Annotated in this window: 22 protein-coding genes; 6 read left to right on the forward strand and 16 right to left on the reverse strand. The window is 62.3% G+C overall.

What is annotated here, in order from left to right; translation table 11 throughout:
• Window positions 1-53 precede the first annotated feature (53 nt).
• A complete protein-coding gene (gene hemP, locus J8I87_RS35775; RefSeq protein WP_209937041.1) occupies window positions 54-326 on the forward strand; it encodes a hemin uptake protein HemP in 273 nt (90 codons plus the stop codon).
• 307 nt (window positions 327-633) lie between these two features.
• Here the strand turns inward: hemP and J8I87_RS35780 are convergent, their stop codons facing one another.
• From J8I87_RS35780 to uvrB, 6 genes are all read right to left on the reverse strand, one after another.
• Window positions 634-1,041, reverse strand: coding sequence for a heme-binding protein (locus J8I87_RS35780; RefSeq protein WP_209937042.1), 408 nt, complete (start codon window positions 1,039-1,041; stop codon window positions 634-636).
• 34 nt (window positions 1,042-1,075) lie between these two features.
• Window positions 1,076-2,485, reverse strand: coding sequence for a 4Fe-4S binding protein (locus tag J8I87_RS35785; RefSeq protein ID WP_209937043.1), 1,410 nt, complete (start codon window positions 2,483-2,485; stop codon window positions 1,076-1,078).
• On the reverse strand, window positions 2,482-3,327 hold the full coding sequence (locus J8I87_RS35790; protein ID WP_209937044.1) for an FTR1 family protein: 846 nt from the start codon (window positions 3,325-3,327) through the stop codon (window positions 2,482-2,484). Before J8I87_RS35790 ends, J8I87_RS35785 begins: the two co-directional genes overlap by 4 nt.
• Window positions 3,328-3,394: 67 nt before the next feature.
• Complete coding sequence (locus J8I87_RS35795) at window positions 3,395-3,730, reverse strand: cupredoxin domain-containing protein (RefSeq protein ID WP_209937045.1); 336 nt, start codon at window positions 3,728-3,730, stop codon at window positions 3,395-3,397.
• Window positions 3,731-3,805: 75 nt separating this feature from the next.
• Window positions 3,806-4,354 (reverse strand): iron transporter, encoded by a 549-nt coding sequence (locus J8I87_RS35800; RefSeq protein ID WP_209937047.1) that lies wholly within the window; start codon window positions 4,352-4,354, stop codon window positions 3,806-3,808.
• 363 nt (window positions 4,355-4,717) lie between these two features.
• On the reverse strand, window positions 4,718-6,811 hold the full coding sequence (gene uvrB / locus J8I87_RS35805) for an excinuclease ABC subunit UvrB (RefSeq protein ID WP_209937048.1): 2,094 nt from the start codon (window positions 6,809-6,811) through the stop codon (window positions 4,718-4,720).
• A 377-nt stretch (window positions 6,812-7,188) separates the two neighbouring features.
• On the opposite strand from uvrB, the gene J8I87_RS35810 reads away from it, so the two are divergent.
• Complete coding sequence (locus J8I87_RS35810) at window positions 7,189-8,388, forward strand: amino acid aminotransferase (protein WP_209937049.1); 1,200 nt, start codon at window positions 7,189-7,191, stop codon at window positions 8,386-8,388.
• 161 nt (window positions 8,389-8,549) lie between these two features.
• On the opposite strand, the gene J8I87_RS35815 is transcribed toward J8I87_RS35810, so the two are convergent.
• Together J8I87_RS35815 and J8I87_RS35820 are read right to left on the reverse strand one after the other, a co-directional pair.
• Window positions 8,550-9,797 (reverse strand): patatin-like phospholipase family protein, encoded by a 1,248-nt coding sequence (locus J8I87_RS35815; protein ID WP_209937063.1) that lies wholly within the window; start codon window positions 9,795-9,797, stop codon window positions 8,550-8,552.
• A gap of 15 nt (window positions 9,798-9,812) precedes the next feature.
• Window positions 9,813-10,610, reverse strand: coding sequence for a 3-hydroxybutyrate dehydrogenase (locus J8I87_RS35820; RefSeq protein WP_209937050.1), 798 nt, complete (start codon window positions 10,608-10,610; stop codon window positions 9,813-9,815).
• Window positions 10,611-10,825: 215 nt separating this feature from the next.
• On the opposite strand from J8I87_RS35820, the gene J8I87_RS35825 reads away from it, so the two are divergent.
• Window positions 10,826-11,797 carry an aldo/keto reductase gene (locus J8I87_RS35825; RefSeq protein WP_209937051.1) on the forward strand — a complete coding sequence of 324 codons (972 nt, stop codon included), beginning with the start codon at window positions 10,826-10,828 and terminating at the stop codon, window positions 11,795-11,797.
• A gap of 205 nt (window positions 11,798-12,002) precedes the next feature.
• A complete protein-coding gene (locus tag J8I87_RS35830) occupies window positions 12,003-12,848 on the forward strand; it encodes a 23S rRNA (adenine(2030)-N(6))-methyltransferase RlmJ (RefSeq protein WP_209937052.1) in 846 nt (281 codons plus the stop codon).
• 94 nt (window positions 12,849-12,942) lie between these two features.
• On the opposite strand, the gene J8I87_RS35835 is transcribed toward J8I87_RS35830, so the two are convergent.
• The 4 genes from J8I87_RS35835 to cueR all read right to left on the reverse strand — a co-directional run bounded on the left by J8I87_RS35835 (window position 12,943) and on the right by cueR (window position 15,615).
• Window positions 12,943-13,977: an ABC transporter substrate-binding protein gene (locus tag J8I87_RS35835; RefSeq protein WP_209937053.1), complete on the reverse strand. Its 1,035-nt coding sequence runs from the start codon at window positions 13,975-13,977 to the stop codon at window positions 12,943-12,945.
• Window positions 13,978-14,217: 240 nt separating this feature from the next.
• Entirely contained in the window at window positions 14,218-14,559 is a 342-nt protein-coding gene (locus J8I87_RS35840; RefSeq protein ID WP_209937055.1) for a hypothetical protein, read from the reverse strand.
• Window positions 14,560-14,763: 204 nt separating this feature from the next.
• Entirely contained in the window at window positions 14,764-14,910 is a 147-nt protein-coding gene (locus J8I87_RS35845; protein WP_209937056.1) for a DUF3563 family protein, read from the reverse strand.
• Window positions 14,911-15,192: 282 nt separating this feature from the next.
• Window positions 15,193-15,615 (reverse strand): Cu(I)-responsive transcriptional regulator, encoded by a 423-nt coding sequence (gene cueR, locus J8I87_RS35850; protein WP_209937064.1) that lies wholly within the window; start codon window positions 15,613-15,615, stop codon window positions 15,193-15,195.
• Window positions 15,616-15,750: 135 nt separating this feature from the next.
• Between cueR and J8I87_RS35855 the strand changes: the two genes are divergently transcribed.
• Window positions 15,751-15,960 (forward strand): heavy-metal-associated domain-containing protein, encoded by a 210-nt coding sequence (locus tag J8I87_RS35855; RefSeq protein ID WP_209937057.1) that lies wholly within the window; start codon window positions 15,751-15,753, stop codon window positions 15,958-15,960.
• A 15-nt stretch (window positions 15,961-15,975) separates the two neighbouring features.
• Window positions 15,976-16,890, forward strand: coding sequence for a dTDP-4-dehydrorhamnose reductase family protein (locus J8I87_RS35860; protein WP_209937065.1), 915 nt, complete (start codon window positions 15,976-15,978; stop codon window positions 16,888-16,890).
• Window positions 16,891-16,913: 23 nt separating this feature from the next.
• Here J8I87_RS35860 and J8I87_RS35865 read toward each other — a convergent pair whose 3' ends face one another.
• The 4 genes from J8I87_RS35865 to J8I87_RS35880 all read right to left on the reverse strand — a co-directional run.
• The gene (locus J8I87_RS35865; protein WP_209937058.1) at window positions 16,914-20,063 is read right to left on the reverse strand and encodes an error-prone DNA polymerase; all 3,150 of its coding nucleotides are present in this window, start codon (window positions 20,061-20,063) and stop codon (window positions 16,914-16,916) included.
• Window positions 20,064-20,069: 6 nt separating this feature from the next.
• Entirely contained in the window at window positions 20,070-21,539 is a 1,470-nt protein-coding gene (locus J8I87_RS35870; protein ID WP_209937059.1) for a Y-family DNA polymerase, read from the reverse strand.
• Window positions 21,469-22,176 (reverse strand): translesion DNA synthesis-associated protein ImuA, encoded by a 708-nt coding sequence (gene imuA, locus J8I87_RS35875; protein WP_209937060.1) that lies wholly within the window; start codon window positions 22,174-22,176, stop codon window positions 21,469-21,471. Before imuA ends, J8I87_RS35870 begins: the two co-directional genes overlap by 71 nt.
• Window positions 22,177-22,290: 114 nt before the next feature.
• Window positions 22,291-22,577, reverse strand: a 287-nt coding sequence (locus J8I87_RS35880; protein ID WP_245254398.1) for a transposase domain-containing protein, incomplete at its 5' end; no start/stop codon positions are given.

Consider the following 22,577-nt stretch of genomic DNA (forward strand, 5'->3'; position numbering starts at 1 on the left):
AATAGTTATCATTTAGAATCAATCCAACGAATCGACGAACACCAACGGCAAGCATGACGAACATGACGCGCTCTTCCACGCTAAGCCTGCGCCGCCCTGCGGCCGCGGCCTTGACGACCAGCCGCCCGGCCAAATCCGTGACGTCGGCGCCTGCGGAACGCCCGTCAAGTACGGGCAGCAACGCCGCCCAGACGGCCGAGCCGTCCGGTCGCGCGTTACGCAGCGACGCGCTGCTGCAGGGACGCAGCCATGTGAGCATCGTGCACAACGGCGAGACGTATCAGTTGCGCGCGACGCGACTGGGCAAGCTGATTCTGACCAAGTAACGATTGCAGTAGTACCGGGTATTGTGGGGACCACCTCCCAGAGAGGTGTTGGGCTTTAGCCAGCCACGACGGCTTGCACGCGAGATCTAGACCCCTTCGTGCAGACACCAGGCCAGCCGTCGAAGCAAGCCAGGCCGCTTTTTTGGTTCTCAACACAGTGCGTGCGATCACTGATGAATCGCGCGACTCCTTTCGCGACAAGACGCAATTAAAGCCGTACGGATGACTGAATCCGTGCGGCTTTTCAGTTTCAGCCCCACGCGGTGCGAGCAAGAATCTCCACCGACCTGCGGTGAAACGATGTGCTTCAGGCCAGCTCCAGCGCGGCGATACCGGCGCGCGCGATCGCGCTGTCCTGCTCCGATTTCACGCCCGACACGCCGATCGAACCCACCGTCTCGCCTTCCACGACGATTGGCACACCGCCCTCGACCATCGCCGCGAGGGGTGCGCTCAGAAACGCCGTGCGGCCCTGCTTGATGATGTCTTCGTAGATCTTGGTTTCGCGGCGGCCCAGCGCGGCCGTGCGGCCCTTTGCGATCGACATCTCGACCGTGCTCGGCGCGGCGCCGTCCATCCGGTGCAGATGAAGCAGATGGCCGCCATCGTCGAGAATGGCGATGGTCACGGTCCAGTGATTCGCCGCCGCGTGCGCTTGCGCCGCGGCGGCCATCTTCCTGACGTCTTCTTCAGTCAGTGCGGGTTTGGTTCTCATGGGCGCCTCGCTCGAATACGCGGCGCGCCGCCGATCAGTGTGCCGGCCAGTACCAGAACATCAGCCACCATGCGCTATCGACGACGGCCAGTGCCGTCATGAACCATACCATCGTCAGCCCGCGTTGGAAAAGGTGGGCCGTGTAACGGCGCGTCACGAGCCACGCGAGCCACGCGCTCCAGGCGTTCGCGATCACGAGAATCGCGATGCGCACGTCCGGTGCCCAGTCGAGCGGCACATGTTCGGCCTTCAAGAGCGACAGCGTCGTCGCCGAGAGGCCGAGAAACACGCCCGTGCCCGCGACGGGAATCAGCGCCTGCGCGAGGTGATGCAGGCGCGTCGTATCGAAGCGGCCGAGCGTGCGCGTCGCGCCCGCCAGCAGCGCGAGCAGAGCCGTGCCGTAGACAGCGCCCGTCGCCAGGATATAGGCGATGATCATCGTGCCGTCGAGCCATGAGAACACGTCGTTCTGTTCCGGATAGTGCGTGAACAGGAACCACGGCGCATTGGTATCGAGCGGCCACATGATGTCGCGATCGACGAACCATGTCGCGAGCGACTGCTTGATGTCGATGAACCACGGCGAGCCCGTCCAGTGAAACGCGCCGATTGCGATGCCGAGCAGGCCGTAGAGAATCAACGCGGTGTCCCACGCGCTCGCTTGCTTGTCGCCGAGATCGACCACTTCCGTCGACGGCTTGCGCCACGTCAGCGCGATCGCGTCGCGGTGGCCGCTGCAACGGCCGCACATATGGCACGACGCCGCGCCCTTCATGTTGCGCAACGGCACCAGCGGCGCGCAGTTGATGGGGATCACGCGGTGGCCGTGCTCGCCTTGCTTGTACGAACGTCGCCACGCGTCTTCATCGACGTTGTAGTGAAACGGCGCGAGGCGCGCCAGAAGCGAAAAAACCCCGTTGACGGGGCACAGGTACTTGCACCAGACGCGCTTCTCTCGACCGTATAGCAATCCGACGATCACCGCGGCGAATGTCGATCCGCCTAGCACCAGCAGAACCGCTTTCGGATACTGGTAGACGCTGACCATCTGGCCGTAAATGGTCGTCAGTCCAAATGCGACGAATGGCCAGCCGCCCCAGCGCATCCAGCGCGGAATCGCCCAGCCTCGCCCGTATTTGCTCGCGAACTCCGCGAGCGCGCCTTCCGGACACAGCACGCCGCACCACACGCGTCCGAGCATCACCATCGACAGCAGCACGAACGGCCACCAGATGCCCCAGAAAACGAACTGCGCGGCGAGTGTCAGGTTGTTCCACAAATGCGCGGTATCGCCCGGCAGTTCAGTGAACGCGGGCACAAGGATCAGAAACGCGTAGACGGCAACCACCACCCACTGAATGCCGCGGATGACAGCGCCGTGGCGCTGCATCCAGTGACCGATTTCCGCAAGCCGGCTGCGGCGGTTCATCACTGCACTGCTCATGCCGTGCGTCCTGCTGCCTGTTGCGCGGGAGCGCGCTTCGAACGGCGGATCAGATACCACACGACGCCCCAGTACAACGCGTACGCAATCAGGTTCATCAGCGCCGGGTGTGCGCGATAGCCGGTGAGCGTCGAGACGAGCGACCCGAAGGTGCTCGAGTCGTCGAGAATCATCGATGTGTTCCACATGCGATCGACGATGGCCGGCAGGATTTCCTTGTCGATCAGCTTATCGACGCCCGTCTGGAAGAGGCCCGCGCCGAGGAACAGCAGCATGATCTCAGTGACGCGGAAGAACAGCCGCCACGAGAAGATCTTGCCCCCCAGTTGCAGCAGGTAAAACGTCACGAACGCGAGACCAAGGCCCACGACCACCGCGACGATCTGGCTCATGTCCACGTGGCCCGACTGGCCGAAGCCGAGGCCGTACAGGAAGATCACAGTCTCGCTGCCCTCGCGCGCGATCGCGAGCGCGACGAGCACGGCGATGCCCCACCAGTTCGCGCTCTGCGTGCTCTTCTTGAGCGACTGCTCCATGTCGCGCTTGAGCGTGCGCCCGTGCGACTTCATCCATATCACCATCTGCACGATCAGCACGCACGCGACCAGCACCATCGCGGTCTGGAAATAGTCTTGCGCGTCGCCCGACAACACCTCGGTAAAACCGACCAGCGCCGCGCCCAGAGCGATCGCGGCCAGCACGCCAGCCCCCACGCCCGCCCATAGATACGGCAGACCATGACGCGCCTGCTGGTCGCCGTTCTTCAGCCACGCGTACAGAATCCCGACGACGAGCAGCGCCTCGACGCTTTCCCGCCAAACGATGAACATTATCTGACCCATCGAAACCTCCAACCGCTTCACTGGACGCCGCGCGCCCGCATTTCGAACGACCGGTGCTGCCGCAACGTCACTTGGCGACGATCACGCCCTGCGCCTGCTGATGGAAGTCATCGAAAAACTTGTAGGTGCCGGGATCGAGCGGAGCGATCACGACGACGGATTCGGCGCCCGGCGCCAGAACCTTTTCCTTGCGCAACTCGACGCTCTCGAATTCCGCCGCGCCCTTACCCGTGTTCTTCACTTCGATACGGATGCGCTTGCCCGCAGGCACCTCGATACGCGCCGGATTCAAGTTGCCGTCCGTCATTTCCAGCTTGAACGTGACGGCATCGTCGGCGGCGTGCGCGAAGCCGATAAACGAGGCCGCCATCGCGAAAGCGGCAATCTTCTTGTTGACTCTCATGCACCCTTCCTGGAAATGCGGCACGTTCTCACGCGCCGCTCATTGCATTGGGGATCGCGATGCGATCGGCGACGATCAGTAACCGCCCTTCTTGCCGATGCCTGCGAACGTGAAGTCGTATTCGAGCGTGAATGGCTTGAACCACGGGCTGACTCCCGTTTCCTTGTCGACGTGACGGCCGAACGCCATGTGGCCGTTTTGCATCGGCGGTTCGACGATCAGCTTCAGGTGGTACTTGCCCGGCCCGGCGAGCTTGACGTTGTCGCCATAGTGCGGACCGTCGTCCGCGACCATCGGCATCAGGTCGCCCTTCTGGTCGTAGCTCGAACCCGGTTTCGACAATTCGTAGCGCACTTGCAGATAAGGCATCCAGTCGCCTTCTGCGAAACCAGTCGGATTTTTCTTGACTGCGTGAAGGTCGGCTTCCAGGTGGATATCGGAATCCGACGCCTTGCGCATCATGCCTTCCGGATCCATCGTGATTGGTTGCAGATACACAGCGCCGATTTCCATGCCGCCCTGAATCTGCTGCTTGCCGATCGGATATTCAGCGGCCGACGCCGATATGGCAGCAACGGCAGCGAGGGCGGCTACCCCGCCACTCAGGATTGACGAAACGCGCATCGAAACTCCTTTGATTTTTTTTGACTGAAGCAACAAAAAGCAGAATTCGGAAAGGCGCGTTGAAGAGGTCTCGCATGCGCGTGGTCTTCACGTCTTTCGCGAATCATTCGATACGCCGACGCAAGTGCGAAGAGAGTAACGAACGGTAATGCGAACCATTCTCAATACATGATTCAGTTTATCACTGTTCAACAGGAAGGACAAATGGGATAACGTCGAAAGCCTTGCTGCGAGAGGGTCTTACGGGGACCTTAAGCGTTGTTTTAAGAATCGTGCCACGACGGCCGGGTGATAATCGGACGCGGCGCGGCGGCAAAGCGCCGCGCGCCGCGTTCGCCGCGCGTCGATAAGACGCGCCTGTGCCTAATCCGTGCCCGTCAGATGATCGCCGACGTTTGCACCGAACACCCGCTCGCGCAGCAGGGCCAGTTGGTCGCGCACCTGAGCCGCCTTTTCGAATTCGAGATTTTTTGCGTGCTCCATCATCTGTTTCTCAAGCCGCTTGATCTCCTTCGCAATCTGCTTTTCGGACATGTCCTCAAACTTCGCGCGGACCTGCTGTTCCTTCAATTCGGCGCGCGCTTCGTCGACGTTGTACACGCCGTCGATAATGTCCTTGATCCGCTTCACCACACCGCGCGGCACGATGCCCATTTGCTCGTTGAACGCGATCTGCTTGGCGCGCCGCCGCTCGGTTTCGTCGATCGCGCGCTTCATCGAATCCGTGATCTTGTCCGCGTAGAGAATCGCCTTGCCGTTCACGTTACGCGCGGCGCGGCCGATCGTCTGAATCAGCGAGCGCTCGGCGCGCAGGAAGCCTTCCTTGTCAGCGTCGAGAATCGCGACCAGCGACACTTCCGGAATATCGAGGCCTTCGCGCAGCAAGTTGATCCCGACCAGCACGTCGAATGTGCCCAGGCGCAGATCGCGAATGATTTCCACGCGCTCGACGGTATCGATGTCGCTATGCAGATAGCGCACTTTTACGCCATGGTCGGCGAGGAATTCCGTCAACTGCTCGGCCATGCGCTTGGTCAGCACGGTGACGAGCACGCGGTCGCCGGCGGCGACCCGCTCGTTGATCTCGGCCAGCACGTCGTCGACCTGCGTGCGCGCGGGCCGCACGTTGATTTCAGGATCGACGAGACCCGTCGGACGCACGACCTGCTCGGCCACCTGCCCCGATGTCTTTTGTTCGTAGTCGGCGGGCGTCGCCGACACGAACACGACCTGGCGCATCTTGCGCTCGAACTCGTTGAACTTGAGCGGCCGGTTGTCGAGCGCGGACGGCAGCCGGAAACCGTAGTCGACGAGATTCTCCTTGCGCGCGCGGTCGCCGTTGTACATGCCGTTCAACTGGCCGATCAGCACGTGCGATTCGTCGAGGAACATGACGGCATCGGTCGGCAGATAGTCGACGAGCGTCGGCGGCGGCTCGCCGGGTGCCGCGCCCGAAAAGTGCCGCGAGTAGTTCTCGATGCCCTTGCAAAAGCCCAGTTCCTGCAGCATTTCCAGATCGAAACGCGTGCGCTGTTCGAGCCGTTGCGCTTCGACGAGCTTGCCGTCGTTGTAGAAGAATTCGAGCCGGTCACGCAGTTCGGCCTTGATCGTCTCAACTGCGCGCATCACCGTCTCACGCGGCGTCACGTAATGCGACGACGGGTACACGGTGAAACGCGGAATCTTCTGACGCACGCGGCCCGTCAGCGGATCGAAAAGCTGAAGCGTATCGATTTCGTCGTCGAACAATTCGACACGCACTGCCATTTCCGCGTGTTCGGCCGGAAAGATATCGATCGTGTCGCCGCGAACTCGGAACGAGCCGCGCTGGAAATCAGCTTCGTTACGGTTGTACTGCATCGCGATCAGACGCGCGATGACGTCGCGCTGCCCAATCTTGTCGCCTGTACGCAGCGTCAGAATCATCTGGTGGTATTCCGACGGATTGCCGATACCGTAGATCGCCGACACGGTCGCGACGATCACGACATCGCGCCGCTCCATCAGACTCTTCGTGGCCGACAAACGCATCTGCTCGATGTGTTCGTTAATCGACGAGTCCTTTTCGATGAACAGGTCGCGCTGCGGCACGTACGCTTCCGGCTGGTAATAGTCGTAGTACGACACGAAGTACTCGACGGCGTTGCGCGGAAAGAACTCGCGAAACTCGGCGTACAACTGCGCAGCGAGCGTCTTGTTCGGCGCAAAGACAATGGCGGGACGCCCCAGACGCGCGATCGTGTTCGCCATCGTGTACGTCTTGCCTGAGCCCGTGACGCCGAGCAGCGTCTGGAACGACAGACCATCACCGACGCCTTCGACCAGCGTATCGATCGCCGTCGGCTGGTCGCCCGCCGGCGGATACGGTTGATAGAGCCTGAACGGGGAGCCCTCGAACGTCACGAATTTGGATTCGTCGAGAGCGTCGTGGACTTCACTCAGATGATGTTCGGACATGGAAGCGGCACCTCGGCCGGGAGCAAACGACTATTCTAGCGTTTTGCGAACGGGCGGGCTGACGCCTCGCCGGCCGCCTGAGATGGCGGCGCAGCGCGCGCGCCATTGCGCCGCCCATCGCGCATCCGCAGCATAAAAATGTCGCCAGATCGCTGTTTTTACTGCAAATTAATCCGCGCACGGGCGCTGCCGATGCCAAAAAGCCCGGCGAGATTCGTTACAATGGCGTGTTCCGCGCCAGCGCGGCCGTCGGTCGATAGCGTCATCGGGTCCGAGCCACTCGTTCCCGCGGCAACTTCTGAACCCGACCGCCCCAAGGTGCATGCGGTCCCTGGCAGCATCCGAATTCGTCCTCTTTCCACTACAGCCGAATCATCATGTCTCTGTTCTCCGCCGTCGAACTTGCTCCCCGCGACCCGATTCTGGGCCTGAACGAAGCTTTTAACGCCGATGCGCGCGCTACCAAGGTCAATCTGGGCGTTGGCGTGTACACCAACGAAGAAGGCAAGATTCCTCTGCTGCGCGCCGTCCGCGAGGCAGAAAAGGCACGCGTCGAAGCGGCGCTGCCGCGCGGCTATCTGCCCATCGAAGGCATCGCCGTGTATGACGCCGCAGTGCAAAAGCTGCTGCTCGGCAATGACTCGCCGCTGATCGCCGCGGGCCGCGTCGTGACGGCGCAGGCGCTCGGCGGGACGGGCGCGCTGAAGATCGGTGCGGATTTCCTGAAGCGCGTAAACCCGGCTTCGAAAGTCGCGATCAGCGATCCGAGCTGGGAAAACCATCGTGCCCTCTTCGAAGGCGCGGGCTTTGAAGTCGTGTCGTATCCGTACTACGACGCGAAGACGAACGGCGTGAACTTCGAGGGCATGCTGTCGGCGCTCAACAGCTACGCTCCTGGCACGATCGTCGTGCTGCACGCATGTTGTCACAACCCCACGGGCGTCGATCTGACCGTCGACCAATGGAAGCAGGTGGTCGAGGTCGTGAAGGCACGCGAACTGGTGCCGTTCCTCGACATCGCATACCAGGGCTTCGGCGACGGCATCGACGCCGACGCTGCCGCTGTGCGTCTTTTCGCGCAATCGGAACTGAATGTGTTCGTGTCGTCGTCGTTCTCGAAGTCGTTCTCCCTGTACGGTGAACGCGTCGGCGCGCTGTCGATCGTCACGGGCAGCAAGGACGAAGCGGCACGCGTGCTGTCGCAACTCAAGCGCGTGATCCGCACGAACTATTCGAACCCGCCGACGCATGGCGGCGCTGTCGTCGCAGCCGTGCTCGCTTCGCCGGACCTGCGCGCAACGTGGGAGACGGAACTGGGCGAAATGCGCGACCGCATCCGCGCAATGCGCAACGGTCTCGTCGAGCGCCTGAAGGCAGCGGGCGTGGACCGCGACTTCAGCTTCGTCAACGCGCAACGCGGCATGTTCTCGTACTCGGGCCTGACGGCTGCGCAAGTGGACCGCCTGCGCGAAGAGTTCGGCATCTACGCCGTGAGCACGGGCCGTATCTGCGTGGCCGCGTTGAACACGCGCAATCTTGACGTCGTGGCTAACGCGGTTGCGACTGTCCTGAAGTAATTGCCTGTCAGACGGCGCGAGGCGTCGTCTCATGCAGCTTCAAATTCAAAGGGCGCTCGGTTTGAGCGCCCTTTTTTCATGCAATCACGTTCTCATCACACCCCGCACGTGACGGCCGTGTCCGCGATGCGGATCAATGCCCGCTCGCTGGCAAGATGCGATCAACGCAGATCGCGATGGATGTCGTGCGTGACGAAGCTCGCATCGTTGTCCGGCATGTCGAGCCAGCCCGGTTGCGCAAGCGAGTTGCGGATGTCTTCCAGACCGCTTTCCCAGTGTTGAAGCATCGTCGACAAGCCGAACTGGTAGTCCTTGTAGTGCCCTTCGTATTCCTTGTCGCTGTAGATCAGGTGAATGATGTTGTAGCGCTTCGAGCATGCGAGTTCTTCGGCGAGCTTGCACCACGGGTCGTCGCGATGCTCCGGCGACACGCGCTCAAGCACTTCGCGCAGCACATGCCGGAAGCGCTGCGAGTGCTGCATCATGTCGGTGACCAGACGCGTCCGGCTCGAATACTGAATGTCCTTGACGCGCCCTTGCACATCCGTGATGTTGTCCGGCACGGGACCAAGCGCGCTCCACAAGTCCACCTGAAACGCAAGCGTGTCGCGGCGCGGACTGGTCTGCACCACCTGATAGAGCGGCGTGTTCGACATCAGTCCGCCGTCCCAGTAGAACTCCCCATCGATCTCGACCGCCCCGAACCCCGGTGGCAACGCGCCGGATGCCATGAAATGCTCAGGTCTCAGCGTCGTATGCGTGTTGTCGAAATACGCAAAGTTGCCGGTGTGCACATTGACGGCGCCGACCGACACGCGCATCTCTTTCGCATTAATTCGGTCGAAATCGCATAGACGCTCGAGCGTCGTTTTGAGCGGCGCGGTGTCGTAGTAGCTCGCGTTTTGCGGCAGAACCGACACAGCGGGCAGCGGCGGCGGAAAGCGCGGCGTAAAAAAACCCTTTTGCCCATCGACGAGCGCCCCGACCGCCTGCATAGCCGTGAATGCCTTGCGCACCGTGTCGTTCGAATTGAAGAGCGCCTGTTCGATCGCGGGCGGCACGGGCGGACCGTAGGCCGGTTGACAGATCGTCTCCCAGAACTCGTGCAGCTTGTCGACACGATGTTCTGGGGCGTTGCCCGCAATGATCGCCGTGTTCAGTGCGCCAATCGAAATGCCCGCCAGCCAGTTCGGCAGGATGCCTGCTTCGTCGAGGCCCTGATACACACCTGCCTGATACGCACCGAGCGCGCCGCCGCCCTGCAGCATCAGCGCGACCGTTTCGTACTGCGGGATTGCCACGTGATGACTGGCGCGAACGCCGGACACTGCGCCCGCGTGCTCGCCATCTGCTGCACCGGCCTCGCCGGCGCGTGCCCGCTTCACATTTTGTGAATCGCGTTGCGCCATCATCACCCTCCTTGTTTATTGCATAACCCAGCCGTGGCTCACGATGAACGATTGGCCCGTCAATGCGGCCGTCGGGAACGAAGACAGGAACAGCACCGTTTGCGCGACATCTTCGACGGTGGTGAACACGCCGTCCACCGTGCCGCCCAGCATCACGCGCTTGACGACTTCCTCCTCGCTAATGCCCAGTTCCTTGGCCTGCTCGGGAATCTGCTTGTCGACGAGCGGCGTACGGACGAAACCCGGACATACGACATGCGAACGCACATTATGTTTCGCGCCTTCCTTCGCGAGAACGCGCGCGAGGCCGAGCAGCCCATGCTTGGCCGTCACATACGCCGACTTCAATGGTGACGCTTCATGCGAGTGAACGGAACCCATGTAAATGACGATGCCGCCGCGATCGTCCTTGTACATGTGCTTGAGCGCCGCTTTCGTCGTGAGGAACGCGCCGTCGACGTGAATCGCCTGCATCTTCTTCCAGTCCGAGAACGAGTAGTTTTCGATCGGATTAACGATCTGAATGCCGGCGTTGGAAATCAGGATATCCACTGACCCAAATTCGGCCGCCACCTTGTCGATACCCTGGTTGACGGCGTCTTCGTTCGTTACGTCCATCGCGACGCCCAGCGCCTTGCCGCCCGCCGCCTTGATCTCTTCGGCGACGGCGTTTGCGCCGTCCTGGTTCAGGTCCGCGATCGCGACGGCCGCGCCCGCCGCCGACAGCGTCAAGGCGATCTGCTTGCCGATGCCGCTCGCAGCGCCCGTGACGACGGCGACCTTGCCTTTCAGACTCTCATTCGATGACGACATCCAGAACCTCCATACAGTTGATTGAGCGATGACAACATGGCACGCACGCAACGTAAAGCTGGCTGAATGGCATATGCCGTTCGGTCGATTGTTGCACTGCGGCCGACTCCGCTATTGTGCATGAAGCGACCCGAACGAAGCACATAAAGGCACGTCTTCTGGAATCGGATTAATGTGTGGGGTTCCGGCAACGACACTTACTCAAGGAGATCTGAATGAACTACCGACGTCTCGGCCGTTCGGGCCTGCAAGTCAGCGAGCTGTCCATCGGCTCATGGGTGACTTACGGCAATCAGGTGGACCGGCGCGCCGCTCGGGAATCGTTGGCGGCCGCGCGCGACGTGGGTGTGAACTTCTTCGACAACGCCGAAGTCTATGCGGGCGGCAAGTCCGAGCAGATCATGGGCGACGCGCTGAAGGAACTGAACTGGCCGCGCGTGAGCTACATCGTCTCGACCAAGTTCTTCTGGGGGCTCAACGAAGCGCCTAATCAATATCACACGCTCAATCGCAAGTATCTGCTGAATGCAATCGACCACTCGCTCAAGCGTCTGCAGCTGGATTACGTCGATCTCGTGTTCTGTCATCGTCCGGACCCGTACACGCCAATCGAGGAAACCGTGTGGGCAATGAGCGACATGATCATGCGCGGCAAGGCGCTCTACTGGGGCACATCCGAATGGAGCGCCGACGACATTCGCGCGGCCTATGAGATCGCCGAGCGGCATCATCTGCATAAGCCCGTCATGGAGCAGCCGCAATACAACCTGTTTCATCGCAAGCGCGTCGAGCAGGAATATCGCCGGCTGTACGAAGACATCGGCCTTGGCCTCACAACCTGGAGTCCGCTCGCTTCCGGCTTGCTGACTGGCAAGTACCGCAACGGCGTGCCCTCCGGCAGCCGCGCCGAATTGCAGGGCTACGACTGGCTGCGCAAGGAAGTCACCGACTCAGGCAAGAACAACGTCGTCGGCAAGCTGGGCGAACTCGCGGACGAACTCCGCTGCACCGTGGGACAACTGGCGCTGGCGTGGGTCCTCAAAAATCCGGACGTCAGTACGGTCATCACAGGCGCGTCGCGCGTCGAACAGATCGGGGAAAACATGAAGGCTCAGGACGTGGCCGAGCAAATCACGCCGGAGATCAAGGAACAGATCGAAGCGATTGTCGGTGACATTTACGATTAAGTCATCGAGCCCCGGCGCGCGTCGCAGGTCAGGTGCATGCGTTGCGCGCGGCAATGGGCATTCGAGGTCTGCGTGGCTCGCTCGCGTACAATATGCTCCCCGCTGCGCAGCCTAATGCCGGGAGCCACGCTTTGCGAGGTTCCAGTGTTGCATCGTTACGCACGACCGCCGCCTAACCCACCTCTCCTTTCGCGCTTTCATCGCCATGCTCAGTTACCGCCACGCTTTTCACGCAGGCAATCACGCCGATGTCCTGAAACACGCCGTCGTCGTGCAATTGCTGCGCTACCTCGGACAGAAGGACAAGGCGTACTGGTATATCGATACGCACGCCGGCGCGGGCGTCTATTCGCTGAAGGAAGGCTACGCGACCAAGACCGCGGAGTTCGAAACGGGTATCGCGAAGCTGTGGAATCGCAAGGACTTGCCGCCCGTGCTTGCGGAATATGTCGATGAAGTGTCCGCACTGAACGCCGACGGTGAATTGCGCTTTTACCCCGGCTCGCCGTATCTCGCATGGCGGCTGATGCGCGAGCAGGATCGCATGCGCCTGTTCGAACTGCACAGCACCGAAATCGATGTGCTTCGCCACAACTTCCGCGACGCCGGCCGGCGTGCAATGCTGTTTGCGGGCGACGGCTTCGACGGGATCAAGGCGCTATTGCCGCCGGCGCCGCGTCGGGCGCTCGTTCTCATCGATCCATCGTATGAAGACAAGCGCGACTATGCGCGCACGCTCACTTGTGTCGAAGAAAGCCTGAAGCGGTTCGCGACAGGAACCTATGCAATCTGGTATCCACAGGTCGCGCGGCCTGAGTCGCAGCGCTTTCCCGAGCAGTTGAAACGTCTGCAGGACAGGAACTGGCTGCACGTTTCGCTGACGGTCAGCAATCCGCCAAGTGACGGCTTCGGACTTTTCGGCAGCGGCATGTTCATTCTGAACCCGCCCTACACGCTGCCGAAAATGATGAAGGAAACGCTGCCGTGGCTCGTCGACACGCTTGGCCAGGACAAGGCCGCGCAGTTCAAGGTCGAATATCGCGGCGACTGAAATCAAGCGAGACGCTTGCGTTCGGCACGCGAGACGGGCGGCGCACGTCTGCATAACATCGAGCCGTCGCCGCCCTTTCGCCCCGTCATGGGCTTTACTTGATCTGCTCGCCTGCCTTGAGCGCAAAGTCGTTCGTGTAAGTCGCTTTCAGATCGATCTTCGATGCGTCGAGCCGAGTGTCGAACGAAGCCAGCGCACGCAGCGCGGTGGGGGGCCCATCGGCAGGCATCAGGCCGTCCGGCGAATAGGCGTCGCGGACGTTGTGAAAAGCATCGACATACAACGCCTTGTCGTTGAGCAGATAAGCCGCAGGCACCATCTTCACGATGTCTGTATCGCTCGCCGTCTGAAGCCAGCGATCCGCGCGCACAATCGCGTTTGCCAGAGCCTGTGTCGTCTTCGGATTTTTCTGTATAAAGCTGTCCGATGCGTAGAGCGTCGCCGCTGGCATCGGCCCGCCGAACACGTCCTGCGTGCCCTTCACGGTGCGGGTGTCGATCAGGACCTTGATGTCACCCGAACGTTGCAGCTTCGTTATCATCGGATCGACGTTCGACACCGCATCGACCTGCCCATTGCTCACGGCGGAAATCACCGTCGCGCCGCTGCCGACGCCGATCACCGAGATGTCGCTGCGCTGCACCCCCGCCTTGCGCAGCGCGACCGTCAGCACGAGATCCGTCGATGAACCCGGTGCGCTCACGCCGACCTTCGCGCCTTTGAAATCGGCCAGCGTCTTGAGCGTGGCGGCTTTGTCTTTCGTCACCGCCACGGCGATCTGCGGCGCGCGGCCCATCAGCACGAATGCGCGGTAGTGCTGGCCTTTCGCCTGCATGAAGATCGTGTGCTCGTACGCGCCCGCGCCGACGTCCGCACTTCCGCCGACCACGGCCTCCAATGCCTTCGATCCGCCCGCGAAATCTTCGAGCGTCACGTCGAGACCTTCGTCCTTGAAAAAGCCCAGTTGATGGGCGGCCAGCACGGGCAGGTAGTAAAGACCGGGCAAGCCGCCGACGGCCATCGTGAGCGCCGGTTTCTCGGGCGTTTCCTTAGCGATTGCAGGGTATATCGCAAGTGCCAGCAGCGCCGCGCACACACTCGCCGCTCGGCGGAACCAGAGGTCGGGCATTCGTCGTCTCCTGTGTTCGAATTGTTCGTCTCGCTGCCCGGGACACGGGAACCGCGCCCCGCGAGCGATGATCGCGCAACGATTGTCGTCTGATGAACTGCAGCGCGCCATGCGCCGAAACCCGTATGGCGAAATGGCGTCGTGCGCGGGATGAATGGCGCGGTCCCGGCGCCATTCGAATGAATTGATGCAAACGGGCGCGGTCTCCGACCGTGCCGACGCGCGGCCCGCCCAGCCGGTTTATTGCGAGCGCGGCACGGGCAGTGGGCGAGGCGTTGGCGGCGGATAGGGCGCGGGCCCCGCGCCGGGCAACTGGATATACGGCGCGACGATATACGGAGCCGATCCGTTGGCCGGCAATTCCTCGGGCGCCGCGATCGGCTGCGCCTCGACGATGCGGCTGTGGGAAAGCGGCGCCGTTTGCAGCACAATCCCGCCCTGTGCGTCGCTGATGCCGCCTTGGGTATCGAGCACCAACGGCTGGCGGTTCGTCGACGTTGCGGCAAACGCTGCCGATGCCGCCCCCATCAGCACGACGGTTGCCACGGACCGCAGCAGGTGAATCGAGTGGTCTGAAAACATGAGCGCCCCGGATGATTGATTGTAGAAATGCCGGTTATCGCGAAAAACGTCTTACCTTACCGCGACGACGGCGTTCAGGCTAGTCGTCGGGCAGCGTGGCGCAGGCTGCGGGCTCCAGATGTGACAAAGCCCCGCATGGCGGGGCTTGGTGTCGCTACACGCATTCGCGGCAATCTGGATGCCGCGTCGGCCGGGGCGATGAACTTACAGCGAGTAGCCGGTGGTTTCGAGCGCGCGGATGCGCTGTTCGAGCTGGACGATATCCGACGACGCCGCAAGGTAAGCCTCGCGGCGGCTACGTTCAGCCGTTTCAAACCAGTGGCTCAGCTTTTCGACCAGAAACGCAAACATGATGAACTCCAAGGATCAAGTATGAATCCCCGGCGGATTGGACATCAGGGATTTCCCGTAAAGGGTTAACCCGAATTATAGCGTTCCGGCGCAACCTTGCCAGTGAATTGCCCGAATGAGGTGCATTCCGTTTTGGAATGGTGCAAGCTATGCCATGATATAACCGCTGATTTTCGGTGATTTTTTTTCGAGTTAGCCGGAAACTCGCACTGCGTCATCGGTGTTTACGCACCAAATAAGTGCGCACGCCGCGCTTTCGTCACAACGTAGCGTCAGTGTTTCTCAATTGCTGTGACAATGCGGCACAGCGTCGGAATCGGCAGCCGCCAAGCTTTCGATGATCGGGCAATCCGGACGGTCGTCGCCGTGGCAATGGTCGGCGAGATGCGCCAATGTGTCGCGCATCTCCGTCAGCTCGGCGATGCGGCGGTTCAGTTCGGCCACATGCTCCAGCGCGATAGATTTGACTTCCGCGCTCGCGCGCGACCGGTCCTGCCACAGCGCCAGCAGCTTACGGATATCCTCCACCAGAAAACCCAGCCGCCGCGCTTGCCGGATAAAGCGCAGCGAATGAACTTCCTGTGTGCCGTAAACCCGGTAACCCGCCGACGTGCGCTGCTTCGCCGCGAGCAATCCGACGCTCTCGTAGTAGCGGATCATTTTCGCCGTCACGCCCGATGCCCGGGCCGCCTCACCAATATTCATCGCTCGTTCCCCACTCTGCGCGCACGATATGCTGCACGATTCTTGACCTTCCCACAGTGGGAAGGTCAATCATGTAGTTGCCGGTCGACAGGCATAATTCAACCGTTGCAGGACTTACCAGCTAGAGGAAGAGCTATGAGCATCGAATTAAAGGTGGATGGCATGAGTTGCCAGCATTGCGTCGCGGCTGTTACACGGGCCATCCAGGACCACGACGCGGCCGCGCAGGTTCAGGTCGATCTGTCCGCGGGCAAGGTCGTCGTTCAGTCGGGCGCGTCCGCCGATACGCTCAAGGCCGCCATCGACGAGGCGGGCTATACGGTAGTCGCCGTCGACGGCAACTGATCGATGCCGCAACGCCTGTTCAAGGTTGCCGTTATCGGTTCTTCGGGCTTGCTGGGTCGCGCGATCGTCGGCGAACTCGCGCAGCAGCGTGACTGGCAGTTCGTGCAGACCGCATTCAGCCGGTCCAGCCCGCAAAGCGTCAGGCTCGACATTCGCGATGCGCAAGCCGTCACGCAGTTCGTTGACCGCGAGTGTCCCGACGCCATCGTGATCGCAGCGGCCGAGCGGCGCCCGGACGTGTGCGAGCACGACCCGGCGCTTGCGCGCGCGCTGAACGTGGATGCCGTGCGCGCGATCGCGTCGGCGGCGCAGCGTCACGGCGCGTGGGTACTGTCCATTTCCACCGACTATGTGTTCGACGGCAAGCAGCCGCCTTATCGTCACGACTCGGCGCCCTCGCCGCTCAACGCGTATGGCTGGAGCAAGCTCGATGGCGAGCGGGCGCTCGCTGAATCGACGGATCTTGGCTGCGTGCTGCGCTTGCCGCTGCTGTTTGGGCCGATCACCGACTGGCGGGAATCGGCGGTGACGAGCCTCGTGCCCGCGATTGCCGCGTCGGCGCGCACGGCGCCTGAAGCGAAAGCCGCGGTGATGGACGCGTGGGCGATCCGCTATCCGACGTATACGCCCGATGTGTCCGTCGTCGTGCGCCAGTTGCTGGAACGACACGCGCGCGGCGAATCTGTGTGCGGCACGGTGCAATGGTCCGGCGATGAACCGATGACGAAGCACGAAATCGCGCGACGTCTCGCCAGCGCGTTGCAAATCGACGCGCAACTGACGCCGCAGCACACGCCGGCGGACGCGACACCGCGTCCGCACGATTGCCATCTCGACTCGGCGCGGCTCGAAGCGCTCGGCATCGGCCGGCGCACGCCGTTCGATACGGCGATCCAGGAAGTGCTCGCGCAATTTCCGTGGCGCGGGTAACCCCGCATAACGCGCGGTAAGAATCAGTGGAAGTCGCGGCTCGTCGATTGCAAGCCGCCCAGCAGATGCGACATATCGACGAGCCGTTGCGCGACCAGGTGCCGCACTTCGCCTTCGCATTGCCAGGTGCCGTAGACGGCGAGCAGCGAGGCGCCGAGCGCTTCCCGCCGCTGCTTCTCCAGCAGGCTCGGCCAGATGATCACATTGACGTTGCCCGTTTCGTCCTCGATCGTGACGAACAACACGCCCTTCGCGGTGCCCGGCCGCTGCCGCACGGTGACGATGCCGCAACCGCGCGCAAGCCGTCCGTTGCGATAGTTGCGCAGCGTCGACGCGGGCATCAGGCGCTGCTCCAGCAGCACGGGCCGCAGCAGTTCCAGCGGATGACGGCCGAGCGTCAGCCCGACTGACCGGTAATCCGCGACGATGTCCTGCGCCTCCGATGGCGCGCCCAGTTCGGGCGTATCGTCCTGAATGGCCGTGCCCGACAGCATGTCCCTGTCGGGCACGGCCGCCACCGAATGCCACAATGCCTCACGCCGGTTGCCCGCCAGCGACGACAACGCATTCGCGTCAGCGAGCACATGCAGATCGCGCCGGTCGAGTTGCGCGCGGCGCGCGAGATCGTGAACGCTTCCGAACGGCCGCACGGCGCGTGAATTCTCGATCCGCTCCGCCGCGCCATCCTTCATGCCGCGCAGAAGCGACAGGCCGAGACGGACCGCGGGACGCGCATGGCCCTTCACCCCTTCGAGCGCCGAGTCCCAGCCGCTCACCGTCACATCGACGGGCAATACCTGCACGCCGTGGCGCCGCGCGTCCTGCACGAGTTGCGACGGCGTGTAAAAGCCCATTGGCTGGCTGTTGAGCATCGCGGCGAGGAACGCCTCGGGCTCGTGACATTTCAGCCAACTGCTCGCGTACACCAGCAGTGCGAAACTCGCCGCGTGGCTCTCCGGAAAGCCATATTCACCGAAGCCCTTGATCTGTTCGAAGATGGCTTCGGCAAAGCTCTGGTCGTAGCCGCGCGCCTGCATCCCGTTGACGATGCGATCGTAGTATTTTTCGAGGCCGCCCTTGCGCTTCCACGCAGCCATCGCGCGACGCAACTGGTCGGCTTCGCCCGGCGTGAAGCCCGCCGCGAGAATCGCGACCTGCATCACCTGCTCCTGGAAGATCGGCACGCCCAGCGTGCGACCCAAAGCGGCCTTCAATGCGTCGCTGGGATAAGTGACGGGCTCGAAGCCCTGCCGACGCCGCAAATAAGGATGCACCGCCCCGCCCTGAATCGGCCCCGGCCGCACGATCGCCACTTCGATCACGAGATCGTAGAACTTGCGCGGCCGCAGACGCGGCAGCATGCTCATCTGCGCGCGCGATTCGATCTGGAACACGCCAACCGTATCGGCGTTGGAGATCATGTCGTAAGTTGCTTCGTCTTCGGGCGGAATGTCCTGCATCTCGAAGCGCTCGCCGCGCCGGTCCGACACGAGATCCAGTGTGCGCCGGATCGCCGACAGCATGCCGAGCGCGAGCACATCAACCTTCAGCAGGCCGAGCGATTCGAGATCGTCCTTGTCCCATTCGATCACCGAGCGATCGGCCATCGCCGCATTCTCGACGGGCACGAGCCGCGTGAGCTTGCCGCGGCTGATCACAAAGCCACCCGAATGCTGCGACAGATGGCGCGGAAAGTTGAGCAGTTGCGACGCGAGACGCGCCCACGCCTGGATCAGCGGCTTGTCGGGATCGAGCCCCGACTCTTTGAAACGCTTGAGCAGATCGTGACTCGTATCGAACCAGTGATGCGACTTCGCGACGGCATCGACGATCTGCGGATCGACGCCAAGCGCCTTGCCCGTTTCGCGTAACGCGCCGCGCGGCCGATACGTCGACACGGCCGCCGCGATCGCCGCGCGGTCGCGCCCGTACTTGCGATAGATGTACTGAATCACTTCCTCGCGCCGCTGATGCTCGAAGTCGACGTCGATATCGGGCGGCTCGCCGCGCTCCTTCGAAATGAAACGCTCGAACAGCATGTTGCCGCGCGCCGGGTCCACCTCCGTCACGCCGAGGCAGTAGCACACCGCGGAATTGGCCGCCGACCCGCGCCCCTGACACAGAATGTGCTGGCTGCGCGCATAACGCACGATGTCGTAGACGGTCAGAAAGTACGGCTCGTAGCCGAGGTCCGCGATCAGCGCAAGCTCGTGCTCGATCTGCTCCTGCACATTGAACGGAATGCCCGACGGAAAACGATGCTGCGCACCGATGTAGGTCTCCTGCCGCAGATACGCAGTCGGTGTGAAGCCTGCAGGCACGAGTTCGTCCGGATATTCGTAGCGAAGTTCGTCGAGTGAAAAGGTACAGCGCGACAGCACACTGATTGTCTCGCGCAGCGTGTGATCGGGATACAGGTTCGCGATGCGCAGGCGCGAACGCAGATGCTGTTCGGCATTCGGCGCGAGTTCATAGCCGCACTCGTGCACCGGCCTGCCGACGCGGATCGCCGTCATCGTGTCCTGTAGCGGCTTGCGCGAGCGCACGTGCATCACGACCTGGCCCAATGCGACGACGGGCACGCTCTGTTTGTTGGCGACATATTCGACTGAGCCGCGATGAATGTCGTCCATCGCGCGCTGATGCAGCACGAGCCCGACCCACGCGCGATCGGGGAACGTCTCGTCGAGCCATTCGATCTGCGCTTCGAGCACCTCTTCGTTCGCGGGGAAGTCGGGCACGAGGATCGCGAGGCAATCGGGCATGCCGCGCAGATGCGCGTTCTCGCGATCGGGCCGCGACAGGTCGTGCGGCGTCAGGCGATACTCGCCCTTGGGCGCGCGCGTGCGCGCGAGCGTAATCAGTTCGGACAGGTTGCCGTAGCCTTCGCGATTCTGCGCGAGCAGAATCAGGCCGAACGCGGGCGTGCCGTCGGCATTGCGCAACCGCAAGTACGAACCGATGACGAGCGGCAAACCGACCTCTTTCGCAGCGACATGCGCGCGCACGACGCCCGCGAGCGAGCATTCGTCGGTGACTGCAAGCCCCGAATAACCGAGCTGGAACGCGCGCTCGGCAAGTTCCTCCGCATGCGACGCGCCATGCAGAAACGTGAAGTTCGAAAAGCAGAACAGCTCGGCGTAGGCCGGCAACGTATTGAACGTCGTATCCATCGCGCGTCATCCGAACAGGCCATGCAGGAACCAGCGTGGCTCCTCTTCGGCATCGCGGCTGCTGACGCGCTCGCGATAAATCCAGTAGCAAGTGCGGTCTTCGCCCTGCGCAACGAAGTAGTCACGCGTGACGAGTGCACCGTCGAACCAGCCTGCTTCGATACGCTCGCCCGGCGACACCATCTTCAGCGGCGAACCGTAAAACGGCCGGTGCTGGCGCATCAGCAGGCGCACGGGCGTCGCCAGCATCCACGTCGGACGCGGCAAGCCCTTGGGTAGCTGCATCCTCTTTTCCGAGTGGTTCACGCTCACCCAGCGGTTCGCGATCTCGGGCCGATAGTCCGCCGTCGGCGCGGGGCGCAATACATTTTCCTCACCATTGCGCGCGATCAGCAGTTCGATCAGCCTCGCCCGATCGGCGGGCGAACCGCCCGGCTGGGGAAAAAGCTGATCCGTGGCAGGCTCGGCAGCATCCACTTTCGATGCATCGAGCCGCAGCGCGATGATGGGCGCATCCAACGTGACGCGATGAAGCCGTTCCTTCACGAGACGCAGCAGATGGTCCTCGCGCCAGGTGGCCTCGCTCAAGGCGATGTCCATCGACGTTGGGGAAATTGCTTCGCGGCCGCGCTCGTGTTCGAGCGACAGCGTGATCGCCGTCACCGCGAGCTGCTTCGCACACAGCCAGCCGCACAACTGCACGATCAGACGATGCGCGGCGAACACGGCGCCGTCCGCATGTTCCAGACGATCGGGTAGTTCGAGACGCGCGCTGAATGTGGGCGGCAGTTCGAGCCAGTCGAACAGTTCCGGCGCCGTACCGAATGCACGGTCGAGCGAATCCAGCAAATGCTCGCCGCAACGGCGCTGCAAACCGGCGCGTGGCAGACGGCGCACATCGGCAATCGATTCGCAGCCCAGGCCGCCGAACCAGTCGGCAAACGGACGGATCTCCCGCACGGCGAGCATCGGCAATGGCGCGAGCACGCGTTCGAGTGATGCAAGTTGCAGCACGCGCCGGTTGCCGTGTTTCGCCAGAAGCCATGCGCCCTGCCCGGTCGGCGCGGCGCTGATGCGTGCCGTCAGGCCGAGCGCATCGAGAATCGCCTTCGCCTGACGGCACAGCGACAGCAGCCCACCAAAAAGCCGCAAGCTCGCGCCGACTTCGACGAGTACCGTCGCTTCGTCGAGCAACGCGACATCGGGCGAAAACTTCATCAATGCCACGCCGACCTCACGTTGCGCCACGCTTTCGCGTGCGATGTCGCGCTCGTACAGGGCCGTTTCCGGCGACAGTGTCAGCACGCCACCGCGCTTCATGCCGAGCCGCACGCCGGCGGCACGGGCCGCGCCGTCGGCGATCGCGACCTTGTCTTTCTCCAGCACCGCGCTGCCGTGCTCAGGCTCAGGCGACCACTTCGGTCGAAAGACCTCGAGCGACAACTTCGGCAGATGGACGGCGAGAAAGACGCGCATGACGGGAAAGCAAAACAGGAGTGGGTTGAAGAGAAATCGACAGAGGCTCGGCGCGTGTTGGGCCTCGTCGTTTCACAATGTCGACCATCAGGCCGTCAGCCGAGGGCCGCAAGGCCAGCCGCAGTAGCGCCGGCGAAGAGTCCTGCGCCGATGCGAGCGGCCGGACCATGATGAAGAGCGTCTCGGATGACTGCGCGGCCAGATGCAGGCGGCGCAGCGACGACGCCTGCGCGTGCTGCGCCCACAAGATCAGCGCGCCGTAACTGCCGGTGCGCAGAATCTGTTCGGCGGACCAGAAGGCATCGGCGCTTTTGGGAGCTTTGATTTGCAGCAGCTTATCGAGTGAAAGCCCGATGTAATTGAGCCCCAGACCGTCTGGGATATGCGGCGGCTGCACCAACGCGATGGAGCGTTCGCCCAGCGAACTCAGTGCAGGCCGCAACAGGCGCATTTCACCGACGCCCGGCACCTGAACCAGCAAATCGACAAGCGCGCCGATTGGCCAGCCACCGCCGGGCAACTCGATCGATAGCGCGGGATAGCCCGTGTCGAGCGTGCACCGCCCTCCGCGCGCGAGCTGCGAGGCTCGCCATAGCGAGGGGTGGATTTCTTCGGCACGAGTAGCTGTGACTGACATTGGCGTAGGAAAATACCTGTATATATGTACAGTATCCTACACGGAAATGATGAAAGGAATCGCGCCCTTTTGTAAGCGCCCGGGGAAGGCACGGTCGAGAGGTAGCGACAGCGTTCAGGCAGTGACGGTGTGGGATTTCCAGCGATGCGGCAGCAACTGAGCGATGTCGTCGGCTCGATGGGTGGGCAAGCGATTCAGTACATCTTTGAGGTAGACGTACGGATCATGGCCGTTGAGTTGCGCTGACCGAATCAGGCTCATGATCGCGGCTGCACGTTGCCCCGCACGTAAAGAGCCCGCGAAGAGCCAGTTCGCCCTTCCCAGGGCAAGCTCGTGCTCATTCTGCCCATATCGGGCAGGAAATTGAAGTCCATTATCGTTGGCATCCGCTATATGGTCGC

The sequence above is a fragment of the Paraburkholderia sp. LEh10 genome, assembly GCF_017814945.1.
Taxonomy (GTDB): Bacteria; Pseudomonadota; Gammaproteobacteria; order Burkholderiales; family Burkholderiaceae; genus Paraburkholderia.